The following is a 19,156-nucleotide window of genomic DNA, read 5'->3' as shown; positions in this document are numbered from 1 at the left end:
CCCGCCCGTCAGGCCTGGCCGCGCACCAGGCCGTGCCGGCGCAGCTTGCGATACAGGGTGTTGCGGCTGATCCCCAGTTGCTCGGCCACCCGGCTCACGTGCCAGCGCTGGCCGTCCAGCGCCGCCAGCAACGCGGCTCGCTCGGCGTCGTCCAGGCTGTTGCCCGCGGCCGGGGCGGGCGCCGCTGCGGCGGGCGGCAGCGCCGCCAGGGCCTGGCGGATATCCGCGGGCAGGTCGCGCAGGCCGACCCGGCCGTCCTCGCAGAGTGCCACCAGGGTCCGCAGCACCGTGCGCATCTGCCGGACGTTGCCCGGCCAGCGGTAGGCCAGCAGGCCCTGGCGAACCTCGCCGTCGAGCTGGATGCGCTGGCCCCTGGCTTCCTCGGCCAGCAGGTAGTCCAGCAACTCCTCGCGGTCGCTGCGCTCGCGCAGCGGCGGCAGGCTCACGACCATGCCATTGAGGCGGTAGTAGAGATCCTCGCGGAAGCGTCCATCGGCGACCAGCCCGGCCAGGTCGCGGTGGGTAGCGCTGATCAGGCGCACGTCGACATCCTCCGGCTCGCCGCCCAGCGGTACTACCCGGCGCTCTTCCAGCACCCGCAGCAGGCGGGTCTGCAAGGCCAGCGGCATGTCGCCGATCTCGTCGAGGAACAGGGTGCCGCCGTCGGCCTGCTGCAACTTGCCGCGCATGCCCTCCTTGCGCGCGCCGGTGAAGCTGCCGCCGCGATAACCGAACAGTTCGCTCTCGATCAGGGTTTCCGGGATCGCCGCGCAGTTCAGCGCGACGAACGCCTGTTCCGCGCGCGGGCCGGCCAGGTGCACGGCCTTGGCGAAGGCCTCCTTGCCGGAACCGGTCTCGCCGTTGAGCAGCAGCGGCACGTCGCGCGCGTAGACCTTCAGCGCCCGGCGGAAATCGGCGGCCAGCTCGGCGTCGCCCAGGCACAGGCCGGGCGCGGCAGGCGCCGGCTTCGCTGCCGTGGGCACCGCCAGGGCCTGGGGTATCGCCCGCGGCGCGCCGCGCAGCATGGCGTACAGGGTCCGTCCCTCGCGGGTGCGCAGCGGCCAGCTGGCGCTGGGTTGCGGCGAGGCGCGACCGAGCAGGTCGTCGAGACGGCAATCGAAGAAGGTCTCCACCGGCTGGCCGAGCAGGCGCTGGCGCGGACAACCGAGCAGGTTCAGCGCGCTCTGGTTCACCGCGCGGATCCGCCCGTCTTCCTCGAAGGCCAGCAGCCCTTCGCTGAACAGGCCGACATAGTCGCCCTGGACATGGAAGCGCAGTAGCCAGGAGCCCTCGAAGCGACGGAGGAAATAGCAGCCCTCGATGATCTTCGCCGACAGGTTGACCAGCGCCATGGTGTGGAACTGGCTCTGCCGCGAGACTTCCTGGCGCGCCGAAGACACGTCGAGCACCGCCATCAGCTCGCCCTGCGGATCGAACACCGGGCTCGCCGAGCAGGTCAGGCCGGTGTGGCGGCTACGGAAGTGCTCTTCCTGCTGGATGGTCAGGGCCTGCCGCTCGACCACGCAGGTGCCGATGCCGTTGGTGCCTTCGCAGGGCTCGCTCCAGTCGGCGCCGAGCCAGAGGCCGGCGTGTTCGAAGGTCTGGCGCTGGGCGTCGGCGTTGACGCAATTGAGGATCACCCCGCGGGCATCGGTGAGCAGTACCGCGTGGTCGTTGCCGGAAAGCTGCTGGTAGAGGCTGTGCATCTCGCCATCGGCGATCTCCAGCACCTGTTGCAGGCGCTCGCGGCGTTCGAGCATGCGCGCGTGCTCCAGCACCATCGGCGCCATCGGCTGGCCGGGATCGAGATGGTGCTGTTCCAGGCAGCGCAGCCAGGAGCGGGCGATGGACGGATCGGTCGCAGGGCCGCCCGGCGGGATCTTGCCCTGGGCGACGGTCAGCACTTGCCGCGCGTGGCGGCTCATGGAACTGGCAGGCATTGTTATGGTTCTCCGCGAGGGACGGGCCGTCTCTTGCCTGGGCGCGGTGGATCGGTCCGCGACTCTCCGGACGGCTATCGGTGCAGCATCCAACAGGCCGGGGCGCAATGCAACGACGGACTGACCGATGAGTCATGCGCTGCGCCGAAAACGGTACAGAGTGTCACTCACGAGCGTCCCGCCCGCGTGACAGGGAGCGTTCGCAAGCTCCCCTGCGAAACCTCCAGGACGCTCTACTCCGGGCCTTTCGCCACTCTGGCCCGGCCCTTGCTCCAGGCTTACGACAAGCGCGACAGCGCGTCCTCCCCTAATAAGCACAAGAGCCAGGAGATACCATCATGCGTTACGCCCATCCCGGTAGCGAAGGCGCCATCGTTTCCTTCAAGGCCCGCTACGGCAACTACATCGGCGGCGAGTTCGTGCCTCCGGTCAAGGGCCAGTACTTCACCAACACCTCGCCGGTGAACGGCCAGCCGATCGCCGAGTTCCCCCGTTCCACCGCCGAGGACATCGACAAGGCCCTCGACGCCGCCCACGCCGCCGCCGACGCCTGGGGCCGCACCTCGGTGCAGGAGCGCTCGAACATCCTGCTGAAGATCGCCGACCGCATCGAGCAGAACCTGGAACTGCTCGCCGTCACCGAGACCTGGGACAACGGCAAGGCCGTGCGCGAGACCCTCAACGCCGACATCCCCCTGGCCGCCGACCACTTCCGCTACTTCGCCGGCTGCATCCGCGCCCAGGAAGGCTCCGCTGCCGAGATCAACGACAGCACCGTGGCCTACCACATCCACGAGCCCTTGGGCGTGGTCGGGCAGATCATCCCGTGGAACTTCCCGCTGCTGATGGCCGCCTGGAAGCTGGCCCCGGCGCTGGCCGCCGGCAACTGCGTGGTGCTCAAGCCGGCCGAGCAGACCCCGCTGGGCATCTGCGTGCTGCTGGAACTCATCGGCGACCTGCTGCCGCCGGGCGTGCTCAACGTCGTCCAGGGCTTCGGCAGGGAGGCCGGCGAGGCCCTGGCCACCAGCAAGCGCATCGCCAAGATCGCCTTCACCGGTTCCACCCCGGTCGGCTCGCACATCCTCAAGTGCGCGGCGGAGAACATCATTCCCTCCACCGTCGAGCTGGGCGGCAAGAGCCCGAACATCTATTTCGAAGACATCATGCAGGCCGAGCCGGCGTTCATCGAGAAGGCCGCCGAGGGCCTGGTGCTGGCCTTCTTCAACCAGGGCGAGGTGTGCACCTGCCCGTCCCGCGCGCTGGTCCAGGAGTCGATCTACCCGGCGTTCATGGAAGAGGTGCTGAAAAAGGTCAGGGCGATCAAGCGCGGCGACCCGCTGGACACCGAGACCATGGTCGGCGCCCAGGCTTCCCAGCAGCAGTACGAGAAGATCCTCTCCTACCTCGACATCGCCCAGCAGGAAGGCGCCGAGCTGCTCGCCGGCGGCAGCGTCGAGAAGCTCGAAGGCAACCTGGCCAGCGGCTACTACATCCAGCCGACCCTGCTCAAGGGGCACAACGGCATGCGCGTGTTCCAGGAGGAAATCTTCGGCCCGGTGGTCGGCGTCACCACCTTCAAGGACGAAGCCGAGGCCCTGGCCATCGCCAACGACACCGAGTACGGCCTCGGCGCCGGCCTCTGGACCCGCGACATCAACCGCGCCTACCGCATGGGCCGCGGGATCAAGGCCGGTCGCGTGTGGACCAACTGCTACCACCTGTACCCGGCCCACGCCGCGTTCGGCGGCTACAAGAAGTCCGGCGTCGGTCGCGAGACGCACAAGATGATGCTCGACCACTACCAGCAGACCAAGAACCTGCTGGTGAGCTACGACATCAACCCGCTGGGCTTCTTCTAGTAGGACCCCGGACCGGCCGCGACCGCTCTTTCCCGGAGCGGTCGCGCCGGCTCGTGAAACACGCCGCCGAGGCTGACGGCGGCGCCCCTTCCACCTCCTCGCCAGGCCGATTGCAGAGCGGCTGGCATAGCTATTGCCTGCGTTCACCACGTACAGCACACCACCGGGAAAACCGGGGTCGATAACAACAAGATTGAGGTGAAAAACCCATGTCCCTCGAACAAACCGGCCATGCGCCCGCAACTTCCGGGGTCGACTTCGAAAGCGTCGACGCCGACTACTTCCAACACCGTCAACTGAAGAAAGGCGCCGCCGGCTGGGTCCTGCTGGTCGGGCTCGGCGTCGCCTACGTGATCTCCGGCGACTACGCCGGCTGGAACTTCGGCCTGGCCCAGGGCGGCTGGGGCGGGATGTTCCTCGCCACCCTGCTGATGGCCACCATGTACCTGTGCATGTGCTTCTCGCTCGCCGAGCTGTCTTCGATGATCCCTACCGCCGGCGGCGGCTACGGCTTCGCCCGCAGCGCCTTCGGGCCCTGGGGCGGCTTCCTCACCGGCACCGCGATCCTCATCGAATACGCTATCGCCCCGGCGGCCATCGCCTGCTTCATCGGCGCCTACTGCGAGTCGCTGTTCGGCGTCGGCGGCTGGCTGATCTACCTGGTGTTCTACGTCGTATTCATCGGCATCCACATCCTCGGCGCCGGCGAGGCGCTGAAGCTGATGTTCGTCATCACCGCGGTGGCGGCCATCGCCCTCGGCGTGTTCATTGTCGCAATGGTTCCGCACTTCGACTCGGCCAACCTGTTCAACATCCCGCAGACCGCGGCGACCGGCGCCAGCAGCTTCCTGCCGTTCGGCTATGTCGGGGTCTGGGCGGCGATCCCCTACGCGATCTGGTTCTTCCTCGCCGTCGAAGGCGTGCCGCTGGCCGCCGAGGAAACCAAGAACCCCAAGCGCGACCTGCCGCGCGGACTGATCGGCGCCATGTTGGTGCTTCTCGCCTTCGCCGCACTGATTCTGGTCGTCGGTCCCGGGGCCGCCGGAGCCAAGGAGCTGATGGGTTCGGGCAATCCCCTGGTGGAAGCGCTGGAGTCGGCCTACAAGGGTTCGACCTGGATGAGCCAGTTCGTCAACCTGGTCGGCCTGGCCGGGCTGATCGCCAGCTTCTTCTCGATCATCTATGCCTACTCGCGACAGATCTTCGCCCTCTCCCGCGCCGGCTACCTGCCGCGCAGCCTCTCGCTGACCAACCGCAAGAAGGCGCCGGTACTGGCCCTGGTGGTGCCGGGGGTGATCGGCTTCGGCCTGTCGCTGACCGGCCAGGGTGACCTGCTGATCCTGGTCGCGGTGTTCGGCGCGACCATCTCCTACGTGCTGATGATGGCCGCGCACATCACCCTGCGCATCCGCCGCCCGGACATGCAGCGCCCCTACCGCACCCCTGGCGGCATCCTCACCTCCGGCGTAGCCCTGGCGCTGGCCTGCGTCGCGGTGGTCGCCGGCTTCCTGGTCGACCCGCGGGTCGTGGTCGGCGCGGTGGCGATCTACGCTGTACTGATCGGCTACTTCGCCCTGTACAGTCGGCATCACCTGGTGTCCGGCACCCCGGAAGAAGAGTTCGCCGCGATCCAGGCGGCGGAACAGGACCTGCGCTGAGAGCGACAACGACAAAGCCCGGCCCGCCGCATGGCGAGGCCGGGCACTGGAGACACACATGGCACGTTTCACCCATAGCGTCGGCGGCGAAACCTACCGCTTCGACAGCCTCAAGGACGTGATGGCCAAGGCCAGCCCCGCGCGCTCCGGCGATTTCCTCGCCGGCGTCGCGGCGAGCAACGACGGCGAGCGGGTCGCCGCGCAGATGGCCCTGGCCGACATCCCGCTCAAACACTTCCTCGACGAGGCGCTGATTCCCTACGAGGACGACGAGGTCACCCGCCTGATCATCGACACCCACCAGCGCGACGCCTTCGCCCCGGTGTCCCATCTCACCGTCGGCGGCTTCCGCGACTGGCTGCTCGGCGACGCCGCCGACGAGGCCAGCCTGCGCGCCCTGGCTCCGGGCCTGACGCCGGAAATGGCAGCGGCGGTATCGAAGATCATGCGTGTCCAGGACCTGGTCCTGGTGGCGCAGAAGATCCGCGTGGTCACCCGCTTCCGCAACACCCTCGGCCTTCGCGGCCGGCTCTCCACCCGCCTGCAACCGAACCACCCGACCGACGACCCGGCCGGAATCGCCGCGAGCATCCTCGACGGCCTGCTGTTCGGCAATGGCGACGCGATGCTCGGGATCAATCCTGCCACCGACAGCATGGCCTCGATCTGCGCCCTGCTGGAGATGCTCGACGCGATCATCCAGCGCTACGAGATTCCCACCCAGGCCTGCGTGCTGACCCACGTCACCAGCTCCATCGAGGCGATCAACCGCGGCGTGCCGCTGGACCTGGTGTTCCAGTCGATCGCCGGCACCGAGGCGGCCAATGCCAGCTTCGGCATCAGCCTGAAGATCCTCTAGGAAGGCTACGAGGCTGGGCTCAGCCAGAAGCGCGGCACCCTAGGCAACAACCTGATGTACTTCGAGACCGGCCAGGGCAGCGCGCTCTCGGCCAACGCCCACCACGGCGTCGACCAGCAGACCTGCGAGACCCGCGCCTATGCGGTGGCTCGTCACTTCAAGCCGTTCCTGGTGAACACCGTGGTCGGCTTCATCGGTCCCGAGTACCTGTACAACGGCAAGCAGATCATCCGCGCCGGCCTGGAAGACCACTTCTGCGGCAAGCTGCTCGGCGTGCCGATGGGTTGCGACATCTGCTACACCAACCATGCCGAGGCCGACCAGGACGACATGGACATGCTCCTGACCCTGCTGGGCGTCGCCGGGATCAACTTCATCATGGGCATTCCCGGCTCCGACGACGTGATGCTCAACTACCAGACCACCTCCTTCCACGACGCCCTCTATGCGCGCCAGACGCTGGGCCTGAAGCCGGCGCCGGAATTCGAGGACTGGTTGCAGCGGATGGGAATCTTCACCCAGGCCGACGGGCGCATCCGCTTCGGTGACGAGTTACCGCCGGCGTTCCGCCAGGCCCTGGCGCAACTGGCCTGAGGAGATGCCGATGAACGACAAGCACCTGCCCGACGCCAGCGCCGAGAACCCCTGGCTGCCGCTGCGCCAGCTGACCCCCGCGCGGATCGCCCTGGGCCGCACCGGCACCAGCCTGCCGACCCGCCCGCAACTGGACTTCCAGTACGCCCACGCCCAGGCGCGCGACGCCGTGCACCTGCCCTTCGACCATGCGGCCATCAGCGACGGCCTGCGCCAGCGCGGCCGCGACAGCCTGCTGCTGCACAGCGCCGCCGCCGACCGCCACGTCTACCTGCAACGCCCGGACCTCGGCCGGCGCCTCGACGAGGCCTCGGTGCAACGCCTGCGCGAACACGCCGCCGGCTACGACGGGCAGATCGACCTGGCCATCGTGGTCGCCGACGGCCTCTCCGCGCTGGCCGTGCAGCGTCACACCCTGCCCTTCCTCGAACGCCTGGAGGAACAGGCGCTGGCCGAAGGCTGGTCGCTGTCGCCGGTGGTCCTGGTGGAACAGGGACGGGTGGCGGTGGCCGACGAGATCGGTGAATTGCTGCGGGCGAAGATGAGCGTGATCCTGATCGGCGAGCGTCCCGGCCTCAGCTCGCCGGACAGCCTCGGCCTGTACTTCACCTGGGCCCCGCGGGTCGGCCTCACCGACGCCTATCGCAACTGCATCTCCAACGTCCGCCTGGAAGGCCTCAGCTACGGCATGGCCGCGCACCGCCTGCTCTACCTGATGCGCGAGGCCTGCCGGCGGCAGCTTTCCGGGGTCAACCTGAAGGACGAGGCGGAGGTCCAGGCGCTGGACGGCGAGGCTCCGCGCACCGGCAACTTCCTCCTGGCGAGGGACTGAGCCTCCCGGCCGAAGGATGGGCCGGCGCGCGTCGCCCCTCCTTCGGCCGATTCAAACGTTCGCTTGGATTGCGCTTTCCAGGGAGATTGGGCAGCATCGAAGCGTTGCTGGCATGCAGCCTGCATCGTCCCGGCAGCCCCTTCCCGCAATGCGAGGCCCGTCATGCGAATCGTGCAAGCCACCCTCGAACACCTCGACCTGCTGGCGCCGCTGTTCGTCAAGTACCGCGAATTCTACGGCATGCTCTCCTACCCCGAGTCCTCGCGGAAATTCCTCGAGAAACGCCTGCGCCGCAAGGAATCGGTGATCTACCTGGCGCTGGCCGACGAAGAAGACCGCCTGCTCGGTTTCTGCCAGCTCTATCCGAGCTTCTCCTCGCTGTCGCTCAAGCGCGTCTGGATCCTCAACGACATCTACGTCGCCGAGGAGGCACGCCGGCAACTGGTCGCCGACCACCTGCTGCAACACGCCAAGCAGATGGCCCGGGAAACCCATGCGGTGCGCATGCGTGTCTCCACCAGCGTCGACAACGAGGTAGCGCAGAAAGTCTACGAGTCGATCGGCTTCCGCGAAGACCAGGAGTTCAAGAACTACACCCTGCCGATCAGCGACGAACTAAGCTGAAGACAAAGGCACGGCACTTCCCAACCGATCGCTCAGAGCAGAGGCATCCATGGGTTCGCGCACCTGGCACTGGCCCGGCGTCCTGCTCGGCCTGCTCCTCGCCACGGCCGGCGCGCAGGCCGACACCCTGCGCGTGGCGACCCTCGACTGGGCGCCCTACGTCGGCCCCGACCTGCCGGGCAAGGGCCTCGCCAGCCGCATCCTCGACGAAGCCCTGGCCCTCGACGGGCACCGCGCCGAACTGGTGTTCCTGCCCTGGCAACGTGCCCTGAAGGAAGCCGCCGAGGGGCGCTTCGACGCTCTCATGCCGGCCTACCTGTCGCCCGAGCGGCGCGAACTGTTCCACGCCACCATCCCCCTGCTCGACTCGCAACTGGGCTTCTTCCGCCAGCGCGAGCGCCTGCTGCCGGTCAATCCCGCGCATCTGGAAAGCCTGCGTCCGTACCGCATCGGCGTGGTCCGCGGCTACGTCAACCGGGAGGATTTCGACGCCGACCGCAGCCTGACCAAGGACGCGGTGACCAACGACTGGCAGAACCTCGAGAAGCTCCTGCGCGGGCGTATCGACCTGGCCGTGGTCGATCGCTACACCGGCTACCACCTGCTGGCGCGCAACGTGCCGGCGCTGAAGGATCGCCTGGTGTTCATCGAACCGCCGCTGGAGGTCAAGCCGCTCTATGTACTGGTGCCGAAAAGACACGCCCGCGGCGCCGCCCTTGCCGCCAGCCTCGACCGCAACCTGCGCCTGATGCGTCGCAGCGGCCGGCTGGAACAACTGATCGCCGAAGCACACCTCGAACGCAGCGGGCAGACCCGCACGCTGGCCGTCGATCCGTTAACCGGCCAGGCCGACCAGCAGCGCAGCCCCGGCCAGGAGCAGGACCAGGGCCAGCACGCCCCGTTGCAACCGGCGTGGCGCGAAGACCCGCTGGGGATGCGCTAGCGGCTTCTGCAAGGCCAGCCAGAATTCCGACAACGCTTCGAAGCGCCCCTCCGGACGCGGCGCCAGGGCCCGCGCCAATACCCCATCCCAGCCGACCGGCAGGTCCGCCTGACGCTCGCCCAGGGGCTCGTAGCGGCATCCGCCGTCGCTCTCCGGGCAGGCGATCGACGGCCAGCGACCACAGAGCAGCCAATAGAACAGCGCCGCCAGGGCGAACTGGTCGGCCCGGCCATCGAGCGCCTCGCCGCGACGCAACTCCGGCGCCAGCGGCACGCTGTCCGCAGGCAGCGCCTGGCGCGCCACCCCCGGCAGGATCGCCGCCGCCTCGGGGAGGAACAGCAGGCGCCCGCCCTCGTCCAGCAGGATCTGCCGCGGCGCCAGCCACAAGCCCTGTACGCCGCGCCGCTGCAAGGCGCGAACCGCATCGATAAGTTGCTCCAGGAGGACCAGCGCGCATTGCGGTTCCAGCGGCAGGTGCGCTGGCGCCCAATCCAGCAGGCTGCGCATCGGCCAGCGCGGCGGAGCGAACAACTGGAAGGCATGACGACGCAACCGGGGCGACGACAATACTCGCGGCAGGCTCTCCGCACGGCAGCGCCGCAATGCCCATTCGCGCTGCCAGAACGCTTCGTCGGCATCGACCGCCGCGAGCAGCAGCAACGCCTCGCGTCCTTGCTCGTCGCAGGCGCGGAATAGCCGCCCGGGCGGGCCGAACGCGCAAGCTGCCTGCAAGGTCCAGCCATCCACGCAGTCGCCGGGGCACGCCGCGCCCAGCGCTGGCCAGCCGGTATGCCGTGGCGCCGCCGGGGCGCGCTCGAGCGCCCCCGGCAAGACCAGCGCCACCGCCCCCGGCGCATGCAGCAACGGCTGCAGCACGCCCTCCAGGCGCCCCGTGGCCAGCCCCGCACAACGCTCTCCGAGGGCGCGCAGGTCGGCCACTTCGAGCAGCGGCTGGGGCGCCAGCAACAAGGGCTCGCCGGCCACCTGGGCCAGGTTGTGCTGGACCAGCGCCAGCTCCGCGCTGCTACCCAGCGGCTGGCCGCTCCCTCCCAGGCGCTGCGGGCTGCCCTGGCGATAACGCAGCAGGCCGACGGCGCCGCACTGGAGAAAGTGCACGCCTCCGGCATGGACCAGCAGCAACCCCGCCGCCAGCTCGAGCACGCCCGGCTCGCCTTCGCGGCGCCGGCGATAGAGCTGCATGTTCAGCGAAGCCAGGACCTGCCGCGCCGCCTGCGCTTCCGGCCAACCCTCGGGGGTACAGGCGTAGTCGGCGAACAGGGCGTCGAGATGGCCTTCGATGGCCTGCACCACGTTGGCGCAACCGCGTCCCCAGAGCAGCGCCAGGAGAAACGCCGGAGCCCGTCCGGGGCGAGGCGCGAGCCATTCGGCGCGAACCCGCGCGGCCTGCCCCGGGAGGTCGCGCCCGGCGCCCAGGGCGAGACTGAGCGGTGGCTGGGCAAAAGGCTGGAGTGTCATCGCACGCCCTTCCCTGCTAGAAATTTCTCCTGTTCTTGCAGACTTTATGCCGACCAATTTCGGAAAAATTACCGAAACATCCTGCAATCAGTGGTTTTGCCGGGATCGCGACAAACAGCCCCCCACCCATCCGGACGCCCCCTATAATGGCGGCCCTCTGCCGCTCAACGCGTTGTCTCCGCAGGTTGCTCAATGGACTTCAACCCAATCGATCTGATTCTCCACCTGGATACCTACCTGGCCATGCTGGTCAGCAACTATGGCGTCTGGATCTACGCCATCCTGTTCCTGGTGATCTTCTGTGAAACCGGCCTGGTGGTGACTCCGTTCCTCCCCGGCGACTCGCTGCTGTTCATCGCCGGCGCCATCTGCGCCACCGGCGGCATGGACCCATGGCTGCTCGGCGGGCTGCTGATGGTCGCGGCGATCACCGGCGACAGCACCAACTACGTGATCGGCCGGACCCTCGGCAAGCGGCTGTTCAGCAACCCCGACTCGAAGGTATTCCGCCGCGACTACCTCGACCGCACCCATGAGTTCTACGAACGCCACGGCGGCAAGACCGTGACCCTGGCGCGTTTCCTGCCCATCGTGCGGACCTTCGCGCCCTTCGTCGCCGGCATGGCGAAGATGCACTACCCGCGCTTCGTCATGTTCAGCGTGGTGGGCACCGTGGCCTGGGTCGGCGGCCTGGTGACCCTGGGCTACTTCTTCGGCAACGTGCCGTTCATCAAGAAGAACCTGTCGCTGCTGGTGATCGGCATCATCCTGCTGTCGCTGCTGCCGATGATCCTCGGCTTCATTCGCCATCGCCTGCAGGCGAGCGCCGCCAAACAGGCCAAGGCCCAGAGCGACTGAGCATGTGGTCGTTCCGCGCCTGGCGGCGCCGGCGCCTGCTGGCACGCCACCCGGTGGCCGAAGAGCTCTGGCAGCGGGTACGCCGGCACCTGCCGATCCTCGACGGCCTGGACGCCGACGAGGACCGCCGCCTGCGCGAGCGGGCCGTGCTGTTTCTCGCCGACAAGCACCTGACCGCACTCGCCGGCGTCGATCTCGACGACTTCGGCCGCCTGCTGCTGGCGGCGCAGGCGCAACTGCCGCTGTTGCACCTGCCGGAGCTGAACTGGTACCAGGGCTTCCACGAACTGGTGCTGTATCCCGACGATTTCGTCAGCCCGCAGAAACACCGCGACGCCAGCGGCGTAGTCCATGAGTTCGACGACGAACGCAGCGGCGAGACGTCCCTGCAAGGGCCGGTGGTCCTGGCCTGGCCCGGCGTCGTCGGCGGGGGTGGCTGGGATGCCTACAACCTGGTGATCCACGAACTGGCGCACAAGCTGGACATGCTCAACGGCGACGCCAACGGCCTGCCGCCGCTGCACGCCGGCATGCGCATCGGCGACTGGGCGAGCGCCATGCAGGCCGCCTACGACGAGATGAACGCCCTGCTCGACCGCGACCCCGACGCGCAGACCGCCATCGACCCCTATGCGGCGGAAGATCCGGCGGAGTTCTTCGCCGTTACCAGCGAGTATTTCTTCACCGCCCCGGATCTCCTCCACGAGGCCTATCCGGCGGTATACCGGCAGCTCCAGTTGTTCTACCGCCAGGACCCGCTGCAACGCCTGCGCCGCCTGCAGGCCGAGCATCCGGACTACCGCGAGGCGGCGGGCGACACGACTAACGGCTGAATGCCGGTACATGGCATCGACAACCGAATATGCCTATAATCGCGGCCTCTTTTTTGGCCAGAAACCTCTGGAGTCACCCATGAGCTACAGCAAGATCCCGGCCGGCAAGGACCTGCCGAACGACATCTACGTCGCTATCGAGATTCCGGCCAACCATGCGCCGATCAAGTACGAGATCGACAAGGACACCGACTGCCTGTTCGTCGACCGTTTCATGGCCACCCCGATGTTCTACCCGGCCAACTACGGCTTCATCCCGAACACTCTGGCCGACGACGGCGACCCGCTGGACGTGCTGGTGGTGACCCCCTATCCGGTCGCTCCCGGTTCGGTGATCCGCGCGCGCCCGGTTGGCGTCCTGCACATGACCGACGAGGCAGGCGGCGACGCCAAGCTGATCGCCGTGCCGCACGACAAGCTGAGCGTCCTGTACAAGGACGTGAAGGAATACACCGACCTGCCGGCCCTGCTGCTGGAACAGATCAAGCACTTCTTCGAGAACTACAAGGATCTCGAGAAAGGCAAGTGGGTCAAGGTCGAAGGCTGGGGCAACGCCGACGCCGCCCGCGCCGAGATCACCAAGGCCGTGGCCGCGTTCCAGAAGTAAGCGCGCCTCGCCGAAAAGAAGCCCCGCAGCCGCGGGGCTTTTTCATTCTCCCTCGCCGACCGCCAAGGTCGGTCTCGCCACCCCGCTCCGCTCAGTCGACCGTCGCCACGCTCTCCAACCGATATCCGTAGCCGTAGATGGTCAGCAACTGCCAACCGCGCTCGGCGGTCAGGCCAAGCTTGTTGCGCAGGCGATAGATGTGGGTATCCAGCGGCCGCGAGGACAACACTTCCTCGTGGGGCCAGAAGCGCTCGTAGAGATATTCCCGCGACAACGGCCGTCCCAGGTTGGCGAACAGGCAGCGGGCCAGGCGGTATTCGCGTTCGGTCAGGCTGATCGGCGCGCCGGCCCGGGTCACGGTCAGCTCGGCATCGTCGAAACTGAGGTCGTTGAAAGTCTGCACCTCATGCTGCGCGGGACGCGTTCCCCCGTGGCGACGCAGCACGGCGGCTACCCGCGCCTTCAGTTCGTTGGGCCGGAACGGCTTGCTGACATAGTCGTCGGCGCCGCTGTTCAACGCCTGCACGATGTCCTGTTCGGCGTCACGGCTGGTCAGCATGATCGCCGGCGGCGGCGCATCCAGATGCTCGCGGCTCCAGCGCAGCAATTGCAGGCCGCTGAGGTCCGGCAACTGCCAGTCGAGGATCAGCAGGTCGAAGGTTTCCCGCTTGAGCTGCTTGAGCAGGTCCTCGCCACGGGCGAAACGGTGCACCGTCCAGGCCTGTTCGCCCTGCGCGGGTATCTGCTGCAAGGTCTGCTCGACCCGGTCCAGTTCGGCCGACTCGTCGTCCAGTATCGCGACACGCATAAAAGCTGGTCCTGTTCAATCGGGCTAACGCCCCTTTTTCGCTCCAGGAACGGCGAATTACGTACAAATCTGAAGAATTGTGACGAATCTCTCTGGTCGCGACCAGCCCTTGATAGCCTGATTCCAAATAGCCATTAAGCGGGACGAAGAGCCCGCGAGCCAGCGCCAGCCTGACCTATCAAGGAGTCGTAGCCATGGGTTTCCGGCCAGTTAGCCAACGTTTGCGTGACATCAACCTGCAGGCCCTCGGCAAGTTTTCCTGCCTTGCCCTGGTCCTCGGCCTGGAATCGGTAAGCCATCCGGCCGGCCCGGTCCAGGCCCCGTCGTTCAGCCAGGGCACCGCCAGCCCGTCCTTCGCTACTCCGCTCGGCCTCGACGGCCCGGCCCGCGCCAGGGCCGAGATGTGGAACGTCGGCCTGTCCGGCGCCGTCAGCGTGCGTGACGAGTTGCGCTGGGTGTTTTGAACGCGACGAATCTGAAATAGCGCGGAAGAATCTGAAGAAATATGGCAAATCTCACAGCAGACAAATCGCGCTTGGTAGATTTCCAACCGCTGAGTAGGCCAAGGAGCAAATGGATTGCTCCGACACAGGGATGTGTAAACCCGCTCCGGCGGGCCGTGGAACGAGACCACTCGAACCACAGTCAGGGGTCGGTAACGGACGATCGCCCCAGGCAACCGAGCCAATCCCCCCAGGGCTGGCTTCGACACACGGATGTGTCATCTCCCCTTCCTTGTTCGAATCATCCCCTCCCGCTATCCGGACGCCTCGATCCGCGTCCCATCCTGGATCTGAAAAGGACCTCATCATGAAGCAATACGGAGCAGAGTTCTTCGGCACCTTCTGGCTGGTATTGGGCGGCTGCGGCAGCGCAGTACTCGCTGCCGGCGTACCGGAACTGGGAATCGGCTACCTCGGCGTGGCCCTGGCGTTCGGCCTCAGCGTGCTGACCATGGCCTATGCCATCGGTCCGATCTCCGGCGCCCACCTGAACCCCGCGGTATCGGTAGGCCTGTGGGTCGGCGGGCGCTTCCCGGCCAGCCAACTGCTGCCCTATGTCGTCGCCCAGGTCCTCGGTGGCCTCGCCGCCGGCGGCGTGCTGTACCTGATCGCCAGCGGCAAGGCCGGCTTCGACCTGGCCGCCGGCTTCGCCTCCAACGGCTACGGCGAACACTCGCCGGGCGGCTACTCGTTGCAAGCCGCGCTGGTCAGCGAAGTGGTACTTACCGGCATGTTCCTGCTGATCATCCTCGGCGCCACCTCCAAGCGCGCGCCGCAGGGCTTCGCGCCGATCGCCATCGGCCTGACCCTGACCCTGATCCACCTGATCAGCATCCCGGTCACCAACACCTCGGTGAACCCGGCGCGCAGCACCGCGGTCGCCCTGTACGTCGGCGACTGGGCGGTTTCCCAGCTGTGGCTGTTCTGGGTCGCGCCGATTCTCGGTGCGGTACTCGGCGCCCTGGCCTATCGCCTGATCGGCGACAAGAACGACTGAACCGAAGCGCCTGGCCCAACCGCCAGGCGCTGCGGCCGAGGAAACGACAAGGGAGCCTGCGGGCTCCCGATGTCGTTGCAAGGATTGCGAAACCGGCGCCCGATCAGGCAGATTGCAGCCTGACCGGACCGCCAGCGATACCTGACCCGCCGCCCAGTGAAGCCTATGACAGCCCTCGCCCTTACTTCCCGATCCCTCTTTCCGGCTTGCGCCGCCCTGGCGCTGGGCGGACTGTTGACGCTGCTCGCCGGCTCCGTCGCGGCCGCGCCGGCCAAGACGAAACGGCCGCCGTTCATCGAGCAGGGCGAAACGTGCCTGCCCCAGCCGCTCCCCGCCAGCGTGCTCTATCTCGCCGGCGACGCCTGGAAGCTCGACGCCAAGGGCAACCAGACGCCCCTGGAAGAAGGCATGGACATCGACGAACTGGAAGGCGTCAAGACCTCTCCGACCGCCTTCGTCAGCCTGCTGCTCGGCGACGGCAGCCGCATCGTCCTGCCCTCCAGTTCGGAAGTCACCCTGCACCTCGACGAGGACACCGGCATTCCGCAGATCGCCCTGCGCGCGGGGCAGGTCGAGTCCTATGTCCTGAAGAGAAAGAGCGATCACGACCGCTTCCAGGTGCTGACCCCGGTCGGCGTACTGGGCGTGCGCGGTACCCACTTCCGCGCCCGCACCGAAGACGGCCAGGCGCTGACCGAAGTGCTCGACGGGCGCGTCGCGGTGAACCGCGAGCTGACCAGCGACGACCTGCCGCTCAACGGCAGGCGCCCGGCCCGCAAGGCGGCGCAGGCCGAGCCGGACGAGGACGTGCTGGTCGACGCCCGCCGCGGCCTGAAGGTCAAGCCGCAGGGCAAGCTGACGCCGGTGGACCTGCTACCCGCCCCGCAATTGCGCGGCCAGGGCGGCGAGCACGGCGAGTCGCCGGTTTGGAAGCTCTATCTTGCCCCGCTGCACGGCGCCAAGCGCTACCGTGCCCAGGTAGCCAGCGATCCGGACTTCCTGCGCATCCAGCAGGAACGTTTCTCGAGCACCCCGGAAGTCAGTTTCAGCGGACTCAAGGCGGCCTTCTACCACGTCCGCCTCTCGGCCTTCGACAACGACGGACTGGAGGGCGAGACCAGCGTATACGACATTCTCTACTACCCGCGAGGCGGCAGTGCCCGATAGGGCGCCGGGGCCTCGCCGATGAAGGCGCTCGACCGCCAGGACGAGCCCAGCCAGGCGCAGCGGCTGTTCCGCGGCCTGGTGCGCGAATGGCTGCTGGTCAGCCTGCTGCTCCTTCCGCTCACCGCCCTGCTTTCGCTGAGCAGCGGCCTGCCGCTGAACAACCTGCTCTACGACCGCCTGCGCAACCTCGCCCCGCTGGCCGTCGATCCGCGCATCCTCGTCGTCGCCATCGACGACCGTAGCCTGGAAAGCCTCGGTCGCTGGCCCTGGCCGCGCAGCGTCCACGCCGAGCTGCTGGATCGCCTGGCCGCCGCCGGCGCACGCAGCGTACTGCTCGACGTGATCTTCAGCGAACCCTCCTCCAATCCGGACAGCGACCGCCAGTTGGCAAGATCGCTGTGCCGGGCCGGCAACGTCCTCCTGCCACTGCTGCGCGAAAGCGTGCCGCGCTACGGCGAACCGCCACGGGAGATACCGCCGACCGCGCCGCTGGCCGGCTGCGCCGCCGGCATCGGGCATATCAACGTCGAAGCGGACAGCGACGGCACGGTGCGCAGCGTCTACCTGCGCGAAGGACCGCTCGGCCAGCCGCGCCCGCTGCTCGCCTGGCAAGCATTCGCCGATGCCGGCGCCATGCCCATGCCCGGCCTCGACGACATGCGCAACCTGCCCGGCTGGCAGCGTGACCACGCCATCCGCATTCCCTTCATCGGTGCCGACGCGGGCTTCCCCAGCGTGCCCTACGTCAGCGTGTTGCGCGGCGAGGTGCCAGACAGCCTGCTGCGCGACCGCCTGGTCCTGGTCGGCGCCACCGCGCCGGGCCTCGGCGACCGCTATGTCACCCCGCTGTCGGCCAGCCTCGGCACCACGCCGGGGGTGGAGATCCAGGCCAACATTCTCAACGGCCTGTTGCAGCAGCGCACCGCCGTCGACCTGCAACCCTGGCTCGCCGCCCTGCTCTCCGCCGCCAGCGTAGCGCTGCTGCTCGGCCTGATGCTGTTCCGCTCGCGCCACGCCTTGCTCCTCACCCTGGCCTGCGCGGCCCTGGCCCTGGGTCTTTCCTGGGCGCTGCTGCTCAACGGCTGGTGGTGGTCGCCGCTGGCCAGCCTGGTCGGCCTGCTGCTGGCCTACCTGATCTGGAGCTGGCGCCGGCTGAACGCGGTGCTCGCCTACTTCGGCTGGGAACTGGCGCGTCTCGACCGCGAGCCCAAGGTGCTGCCCGAGCGGGCCAGCCCCCCGCGCGCCGGCAACGATCCATTGCAGAACCGCATCGCCGCCCTGGAGCAGGCGGTCAGCCGCACCCGCGACAGCCGGCGGTTCATGGCCGACGGCCTGGAAGGCCTGCCGGTGGCGACCCTGATCTGCGACCCGCAGGGGCAGATCCTGCTGGCCAACCGCAAGGCACGCGACCTGTTCGGCGGCGAGCTGCGCGGCGCCGAACTGCGCCAGCGCCTGGCCGGACTCGGCCATCCGAGCCTCGCCGGTGGCGCCCGCCCAACGCTGGAAACCCTGGAAGCCATCGAGTTCCGCGACCACCGGGAACGCGACCTGCGCCTCGACCTGGCGCGCCTGCTGCCGGTCGAAAGCGAAACCGCCATCGGCTGGCTGGTGAGCCTGATCGACCTGAGCGCCGAACGCGATGCCGAGCGCCAGCGCGCCACCCTCCTGCGCTTCCTCTCCCATGACCTGCGCGCGCCGCACTCGGCGATCCTCGCCCTGCTCGACGTCCGCCCCGCCGAGGACGAAGCCGGCCAGCAGGTCTACCGACAGATAGAGCAGCAGGTCCGTCGCGCCCTGGGCCTGACCGACGCCTTCGTGCAACTGGCCAAGGCCGAGTCCGACGCCTACCGCTTCGAAGCGTGCATGTTCACCATGTTGGCGATGGACGCCGCCGACCAGCTCTGGCCCCTCGCGCAACAGAAAGACATCGACCTGCGGCGCGACTGGGACGACGAGCAGGAACCGATGGTCTGGGCCGACCCCGGCCTGCTCACGCGCGCGCTGTTCAACCTGCTGGAGAATGCGGTCAAGTACAGCCCGGCGGGGACCGTCGTCAGCCTGAGCATCCGCCTCGAAGGCGACTGGCTGAGCTGCCGGATCGTCGATCAGGGCAAAGGTATCGCGGCCGCCGAACTACCGCGCCTGTTCAGCCAGTACCAGCGCTTCGCTTCCGCCGAGGGCAGCGCCGGCCTGGGCCTGGGGCTGGCCATGGTCAAGACGGTGATCGACCGGCACGGCGGCAGGATCGGTTGCCAGAGCCAGGTTGGCCAGGGCACCACTTTCGAGATTCGCCTTCCGCTGCTGAAAGGCGAGGAATAACCGCTACTGGCGGAAGTCGGGTCTTCCTCCAACTTGCATTGGTCTCGAAGTTCGGAAGATCCAGGCGGCCGGGCTATTCCGCTTCCCGTCTGTCGAAACGGCAACTGCCTTCCCTCGTGAAACTCCGCAGGGGGAATCGACTCGTCCCCAACATAGGCACCAGCGAGCGCGACATGGCCGCGTTCCCACAGCGGAACCAAGGCGCTGCGCCAGCTACAGGGCTGCCCTGGAAGTCTCAATAACTTCCATCTTTTAACGATAGTTCGTAGGAAGTTTCCC

At 67.8% G+C, this 19,156-nt stretch carries 15 protein-coding genes and 1 pseudogene; 13 read left to right on the top strand and 3 right to left on the bottom strand.

The window, feature by feature from the left end; all coding sequences use genetic code 11:
• Positions 1-8: 8 nt before the first annotated feature.
• Positions 9-1,940 carry a sigma-54-dependent transcriptional regulator EatR gene (gene eatR / locus LE197_RS33775; RefSeq protein ID WP_003119186.1) on the bottom strand — a complete coding sequence of 644 codons (1,932 nt, stop codon included), beginning with the start codon at positions 1,938-1,940 and terminating at the stop codon, positions 9-11.
• Positions 1,941-2,278: 338 nt separating this feature from the next.
• On the opposite strand from eatR, the gene LE197_RS33770 reads away from it, so the two are divergent.
• From LE197_RS33770 to LE197_RS33745, 6 genes and pseudogenes are all read left to right on the top strand, one after another.
• The gene (locus LE197_RS33770; protein ID WP_003118247.1) at positions 2,279-3,799 is read left to right on the top strand and encodes an aldehyde dehydrogenase family protein; all 1,521 of its coding nucleotides are present in this window, start codon (positions 2,279-2,281) and stop codon (positions 3,797-3,799) included.
• 209 nt (positions 3,800-4,008) lie between these two features.
• Complete coding sequence (gene eat, locus LE197_RS33765; RefSeq protein ID WP_046638732.1) at positions 4,009-5,457, top strand: ethanolamine permease; 1,449 nt, start codon at positions 4,009-4,011, stop codon at positions 5,455-5,457.
• A 58-nt stretch (positions 5,458-5,515) separates the two neighbouring features.
• Positions 5,516-6,910 (top strand): annotated as a pseudogene (locus LE197_RS33760) (ethanolamine ammonia-lyase subunit EutB).
• Positions 6,911-6,920: 10 nt separating this feature from the next.
• Entirely contained in the window at positions 6,921-7,742 is an 822-nt protein-coding gene (eutC, locus tag LE197_RS33755; protein ID WP_003114907.1) for an ethanolamine ammonia-lyase subunit EutC, read from the top strand.
• Between the two features lie 162 nt (positions 7,743-7,904).
• The gene (locus LE197_RS33750; protein WP_003093235.1) at positions 7,905-8,366 is read left to right on the top strand and encodes a GNAT family N-acetyltransferase; all 462 of its coding nucleotides are present in this window, start codon (positions 7,905-7,907) and stop codon (positions 8,364-8,366) included.
• Positions 8,367-8,415: 49 nt separating this feature from the next.
• Positions 8,416-9,309 carry a substrate-binding periplasmic protein gene (locus LE197_RS33745; protein ID WP_003102782.1) on the top strand — a complete coding sequence of 298 codons (894 nt, stop codon included), beginning with the start codon at positions 8,416-8,418 and terminating at the stop codon, positions 9,307-9,309.
• Here the strand turns inward: LE197_RS33745 and LE197_RS33740 are convergent.
• The gene (locus LE197_RS33740; RefSeq protein WP_073668932.1) at positions 9,202-10,785 is read right to left on the bottom strand and encodes a protein kinase; all 1,584 of its coding nucleotides are present in this window, start codon (positions 10,783-10,785) and stop codon (positions 9,202-9,204) included. The genes LE197_RS33745 and LE197_RS33740 overlap by 108 nt on opposite strands.
• 192 nt (positions 10,786-10,977) lie before the next feature.
• On the opposite strand from LE197_RS33740, the gene LE197_RS33735 reads away from it, so the two are divergent.
• From LE197_RS33735 to ppa, 3 genes are all read left to right on the top strand, one after another.
• Entirely contained in the window at positions 10,978-11,643 is a 666-nt protein-coding gene (locus tag LE197_RS33735) for a DedA family protein (RefSeq protein ID WP_003093241.1), read from the top strand.
• A gap of 2 nt (positions 11,644-11,645) precedes the next feature.
• Positions 11,646-12,476: a zinc-dependent peptidase gene (locus LE197_RS33730; RefSeq protein ID WP_003093244.1), complete on the top strand. Its 831-nt coding sequence runs from the start codon at positions 11,646-11,648 to the stop codon at positions 12,474-12,476.
• Between the two features lie 79 nt (positions 12,477-12,555).
• Positions 12,556-13,083, top strand: coding sequence for an inorganic diphosphatase (gene ppa, locus LE197_RS33725; RefSeq protein ID WP_003093248.1), 528 nt, complete (start codon positions 12,556-12,558; stop codon positions 13,081-13,083).
• Positions 13,084-13,174: 91 nt separating this feature from the next.
• Here the strand turns inward: ppa and LE197_RS33720 are convergent, their stop codons facing one another.
• Positions 13,175-13,891, bottom strand: a complete 717-nt coding sequence (locus tag LE197_RS33720; protein WP_003093250.1) for a response regulator transcription factor — start codon at positions 13,889-13,891, stop codon at positions 13,175-13,177.
• Positions 13,892-14,085: 194 nt separating this feature from the next.
• Here LE197_RS33720 and mucE point away from each other — a divergent pair, with 194 nt between their 5' ends.
• From mucE to LE197_RS33700, 4 genes are all read left to right on the top strand, one after another.
• Positions 14,086-14,355 carry a mucoid induction factor MucE gene (gene mucE / locus LE197_RS33715; RefSeq protein WP_003093256.1) on the top strand — a complete coding sequence of 90 codons (270 nt, stop codon included), beginning with the start codon at positions 14,086-14,088 and terminating at the stop codon, positions 14,353-14,355.
• Positions 14,356-14,701: 346 nt separating this feature from the next.
• Positions 14,702-15,391: an aquaporin Z gene (aqpZ, locus tag LE197_RS33710; protein ID WP_003102790.1), complete on the top strand. Its 690-nt coding sequence runs from the start codon at positions 14,702-14,704 to the stop codon at positions 15,389-15,391.
• Between the two features lie 165 nt (positions 15,392-15,556).
• Entirely contained in the window at positions 15,557-16,558 is a 1,002-nt protein-coding gene (locus LE197_RS33705) for a FecR domain-containing protein (RefSeq protein ID WP_003110517.1), read from the top strand.
• Positions 16,559-16,576: 18 nt separating this feature from the next.
• Complete coding sequence (locus tag LE197_RS33700; protein ID WP_023102854.1) at positions 16,577-18,877, top strand: CHASE2 domain-containing protein; 2,301 nt, start codon at positions 16,577-16,579, stop codon at positions 18,875-18,877.
• Positions 18,878-19,156 lie beyond the last annotated feature (279 nt).

The sequence above is a fragment of the Pseudomonas sp. PS1(2021) genome (genome assembly GCF_020405165.1).
Taxonomy (GTDB): Bacteria; Pseudomonadota; Gammaproteobacteria; order Pseudomonadales; family Pseudomonadaceae; genus Pseudomonas; species Pseudomonas aeruginosa.
The sequence above is the reverse complement of the archived record's forward strand: the minus strand, read 5'-3'. Positions and strand labels throughout refer to the sequence as shown.

Bases quoted from the DNA above. Each gene is read 5' to 3' on its own strand.
- eatR (WP_003119186.1), bottom strand. From the start codon at position 1,940: ATGCCTGCCAGTTCCATGAGCCGCCACGCGCGGCAAGTGCTGACCGTC.
- LE197_RS33770 (WP_003118247.1), top strand. From the start codon at position 2,279: ATGCGTTACGCCCATCCCGGTAGCGAAGGCGCCATCGTTTCCTTCAAG.
- eat (WP_046638732.1), top strand. From the start codon at position 4,009: ATGTCCCTCGAACAAACCGGCCATGCGCCCGCAACTTCCGGGGTCGAC.
- eutC (WP_003114907.1), top strand. From the start codon at position 6,921: ATGAACGACAAGCACCTGCCCGACGCCAGCGCCGAGAACCCCTGGCTG.
- LE197_RS33750 (WP_003093235.1), top strand. From the start codon at position 7,905: ATGCGAATCGTGCAAGCCACCCTCGAACACCTCGACCTGCTGGCGCCG.
- LE197_RS33745 (WP_003102782.1), top strand. From the start codon at position 8,416: ATGGGTTCGCGCACCTGGCACTGGCCCGGCGTCCTGCTCGGCCTGCTC.
- LE197_RS33740 (WP_073668932.1), bottom strand. From the start codon at position 10,785: ATGACACTCCAGCCTTTTGCCCAGCCACCGCTCAGTCTCGCCCTGGGC.
- LE197_RS33735 (WP_003093241.1), top strand. From the start codon at position 10,978: ATGGACTTCAACCCAATCGATCTGATTCTCCACCTGGATACCTACCTG.
- LE197_RS33730 (WP_003093244.1), top strand. From the start codon at position 11,646: ATGTGGTCGTTCCGCGCCTGGCGGCGCCGGCGCCTGCTGGCACGCCAC.
- ppa (WP_003093248.1), top strand. From the start codon at position 12,556: ATGAGCTACAGCAAGATCCCGGCCGGCAAGGACCTGCCGAACGACATC.
- LE197_RS33720 (WP_003093250.1), bottom strand. From the start codon at position 13,891: ATGCGTGTCGCGATACTGGACGACGAGTCGGCCGAACTGGACCGGGTC.
- mucE (WP_003093256.1), top strand. From the start codon at position 14,086: ATGGGTTTCCGGCCAGTTAGCCAACGTTTGCGTGACATCAACCTGCAG.
- aqpZ (WP_003102790.1), top strand. From the start codon at position 14,702: ATGAAGCAATACGGAGCAGAGTTCTTCGGCACCTTCTGGCTGGTATTG.
- LE197_RS33705 (WP_003110517.1), top strand. From the start codon at position 15,557: ATGACAGCCCTCGCCCTTACTTCCCGATCCCTCTTTCCGGCTTGCGCC.
- LE197_RS33700 (WP_023102854.1), top strand. From the start codon at position 16,577: ATGAAGGCGCTCGACCGCCAGGACGAGCCCAGCCAGGCGCAGCGGCTG.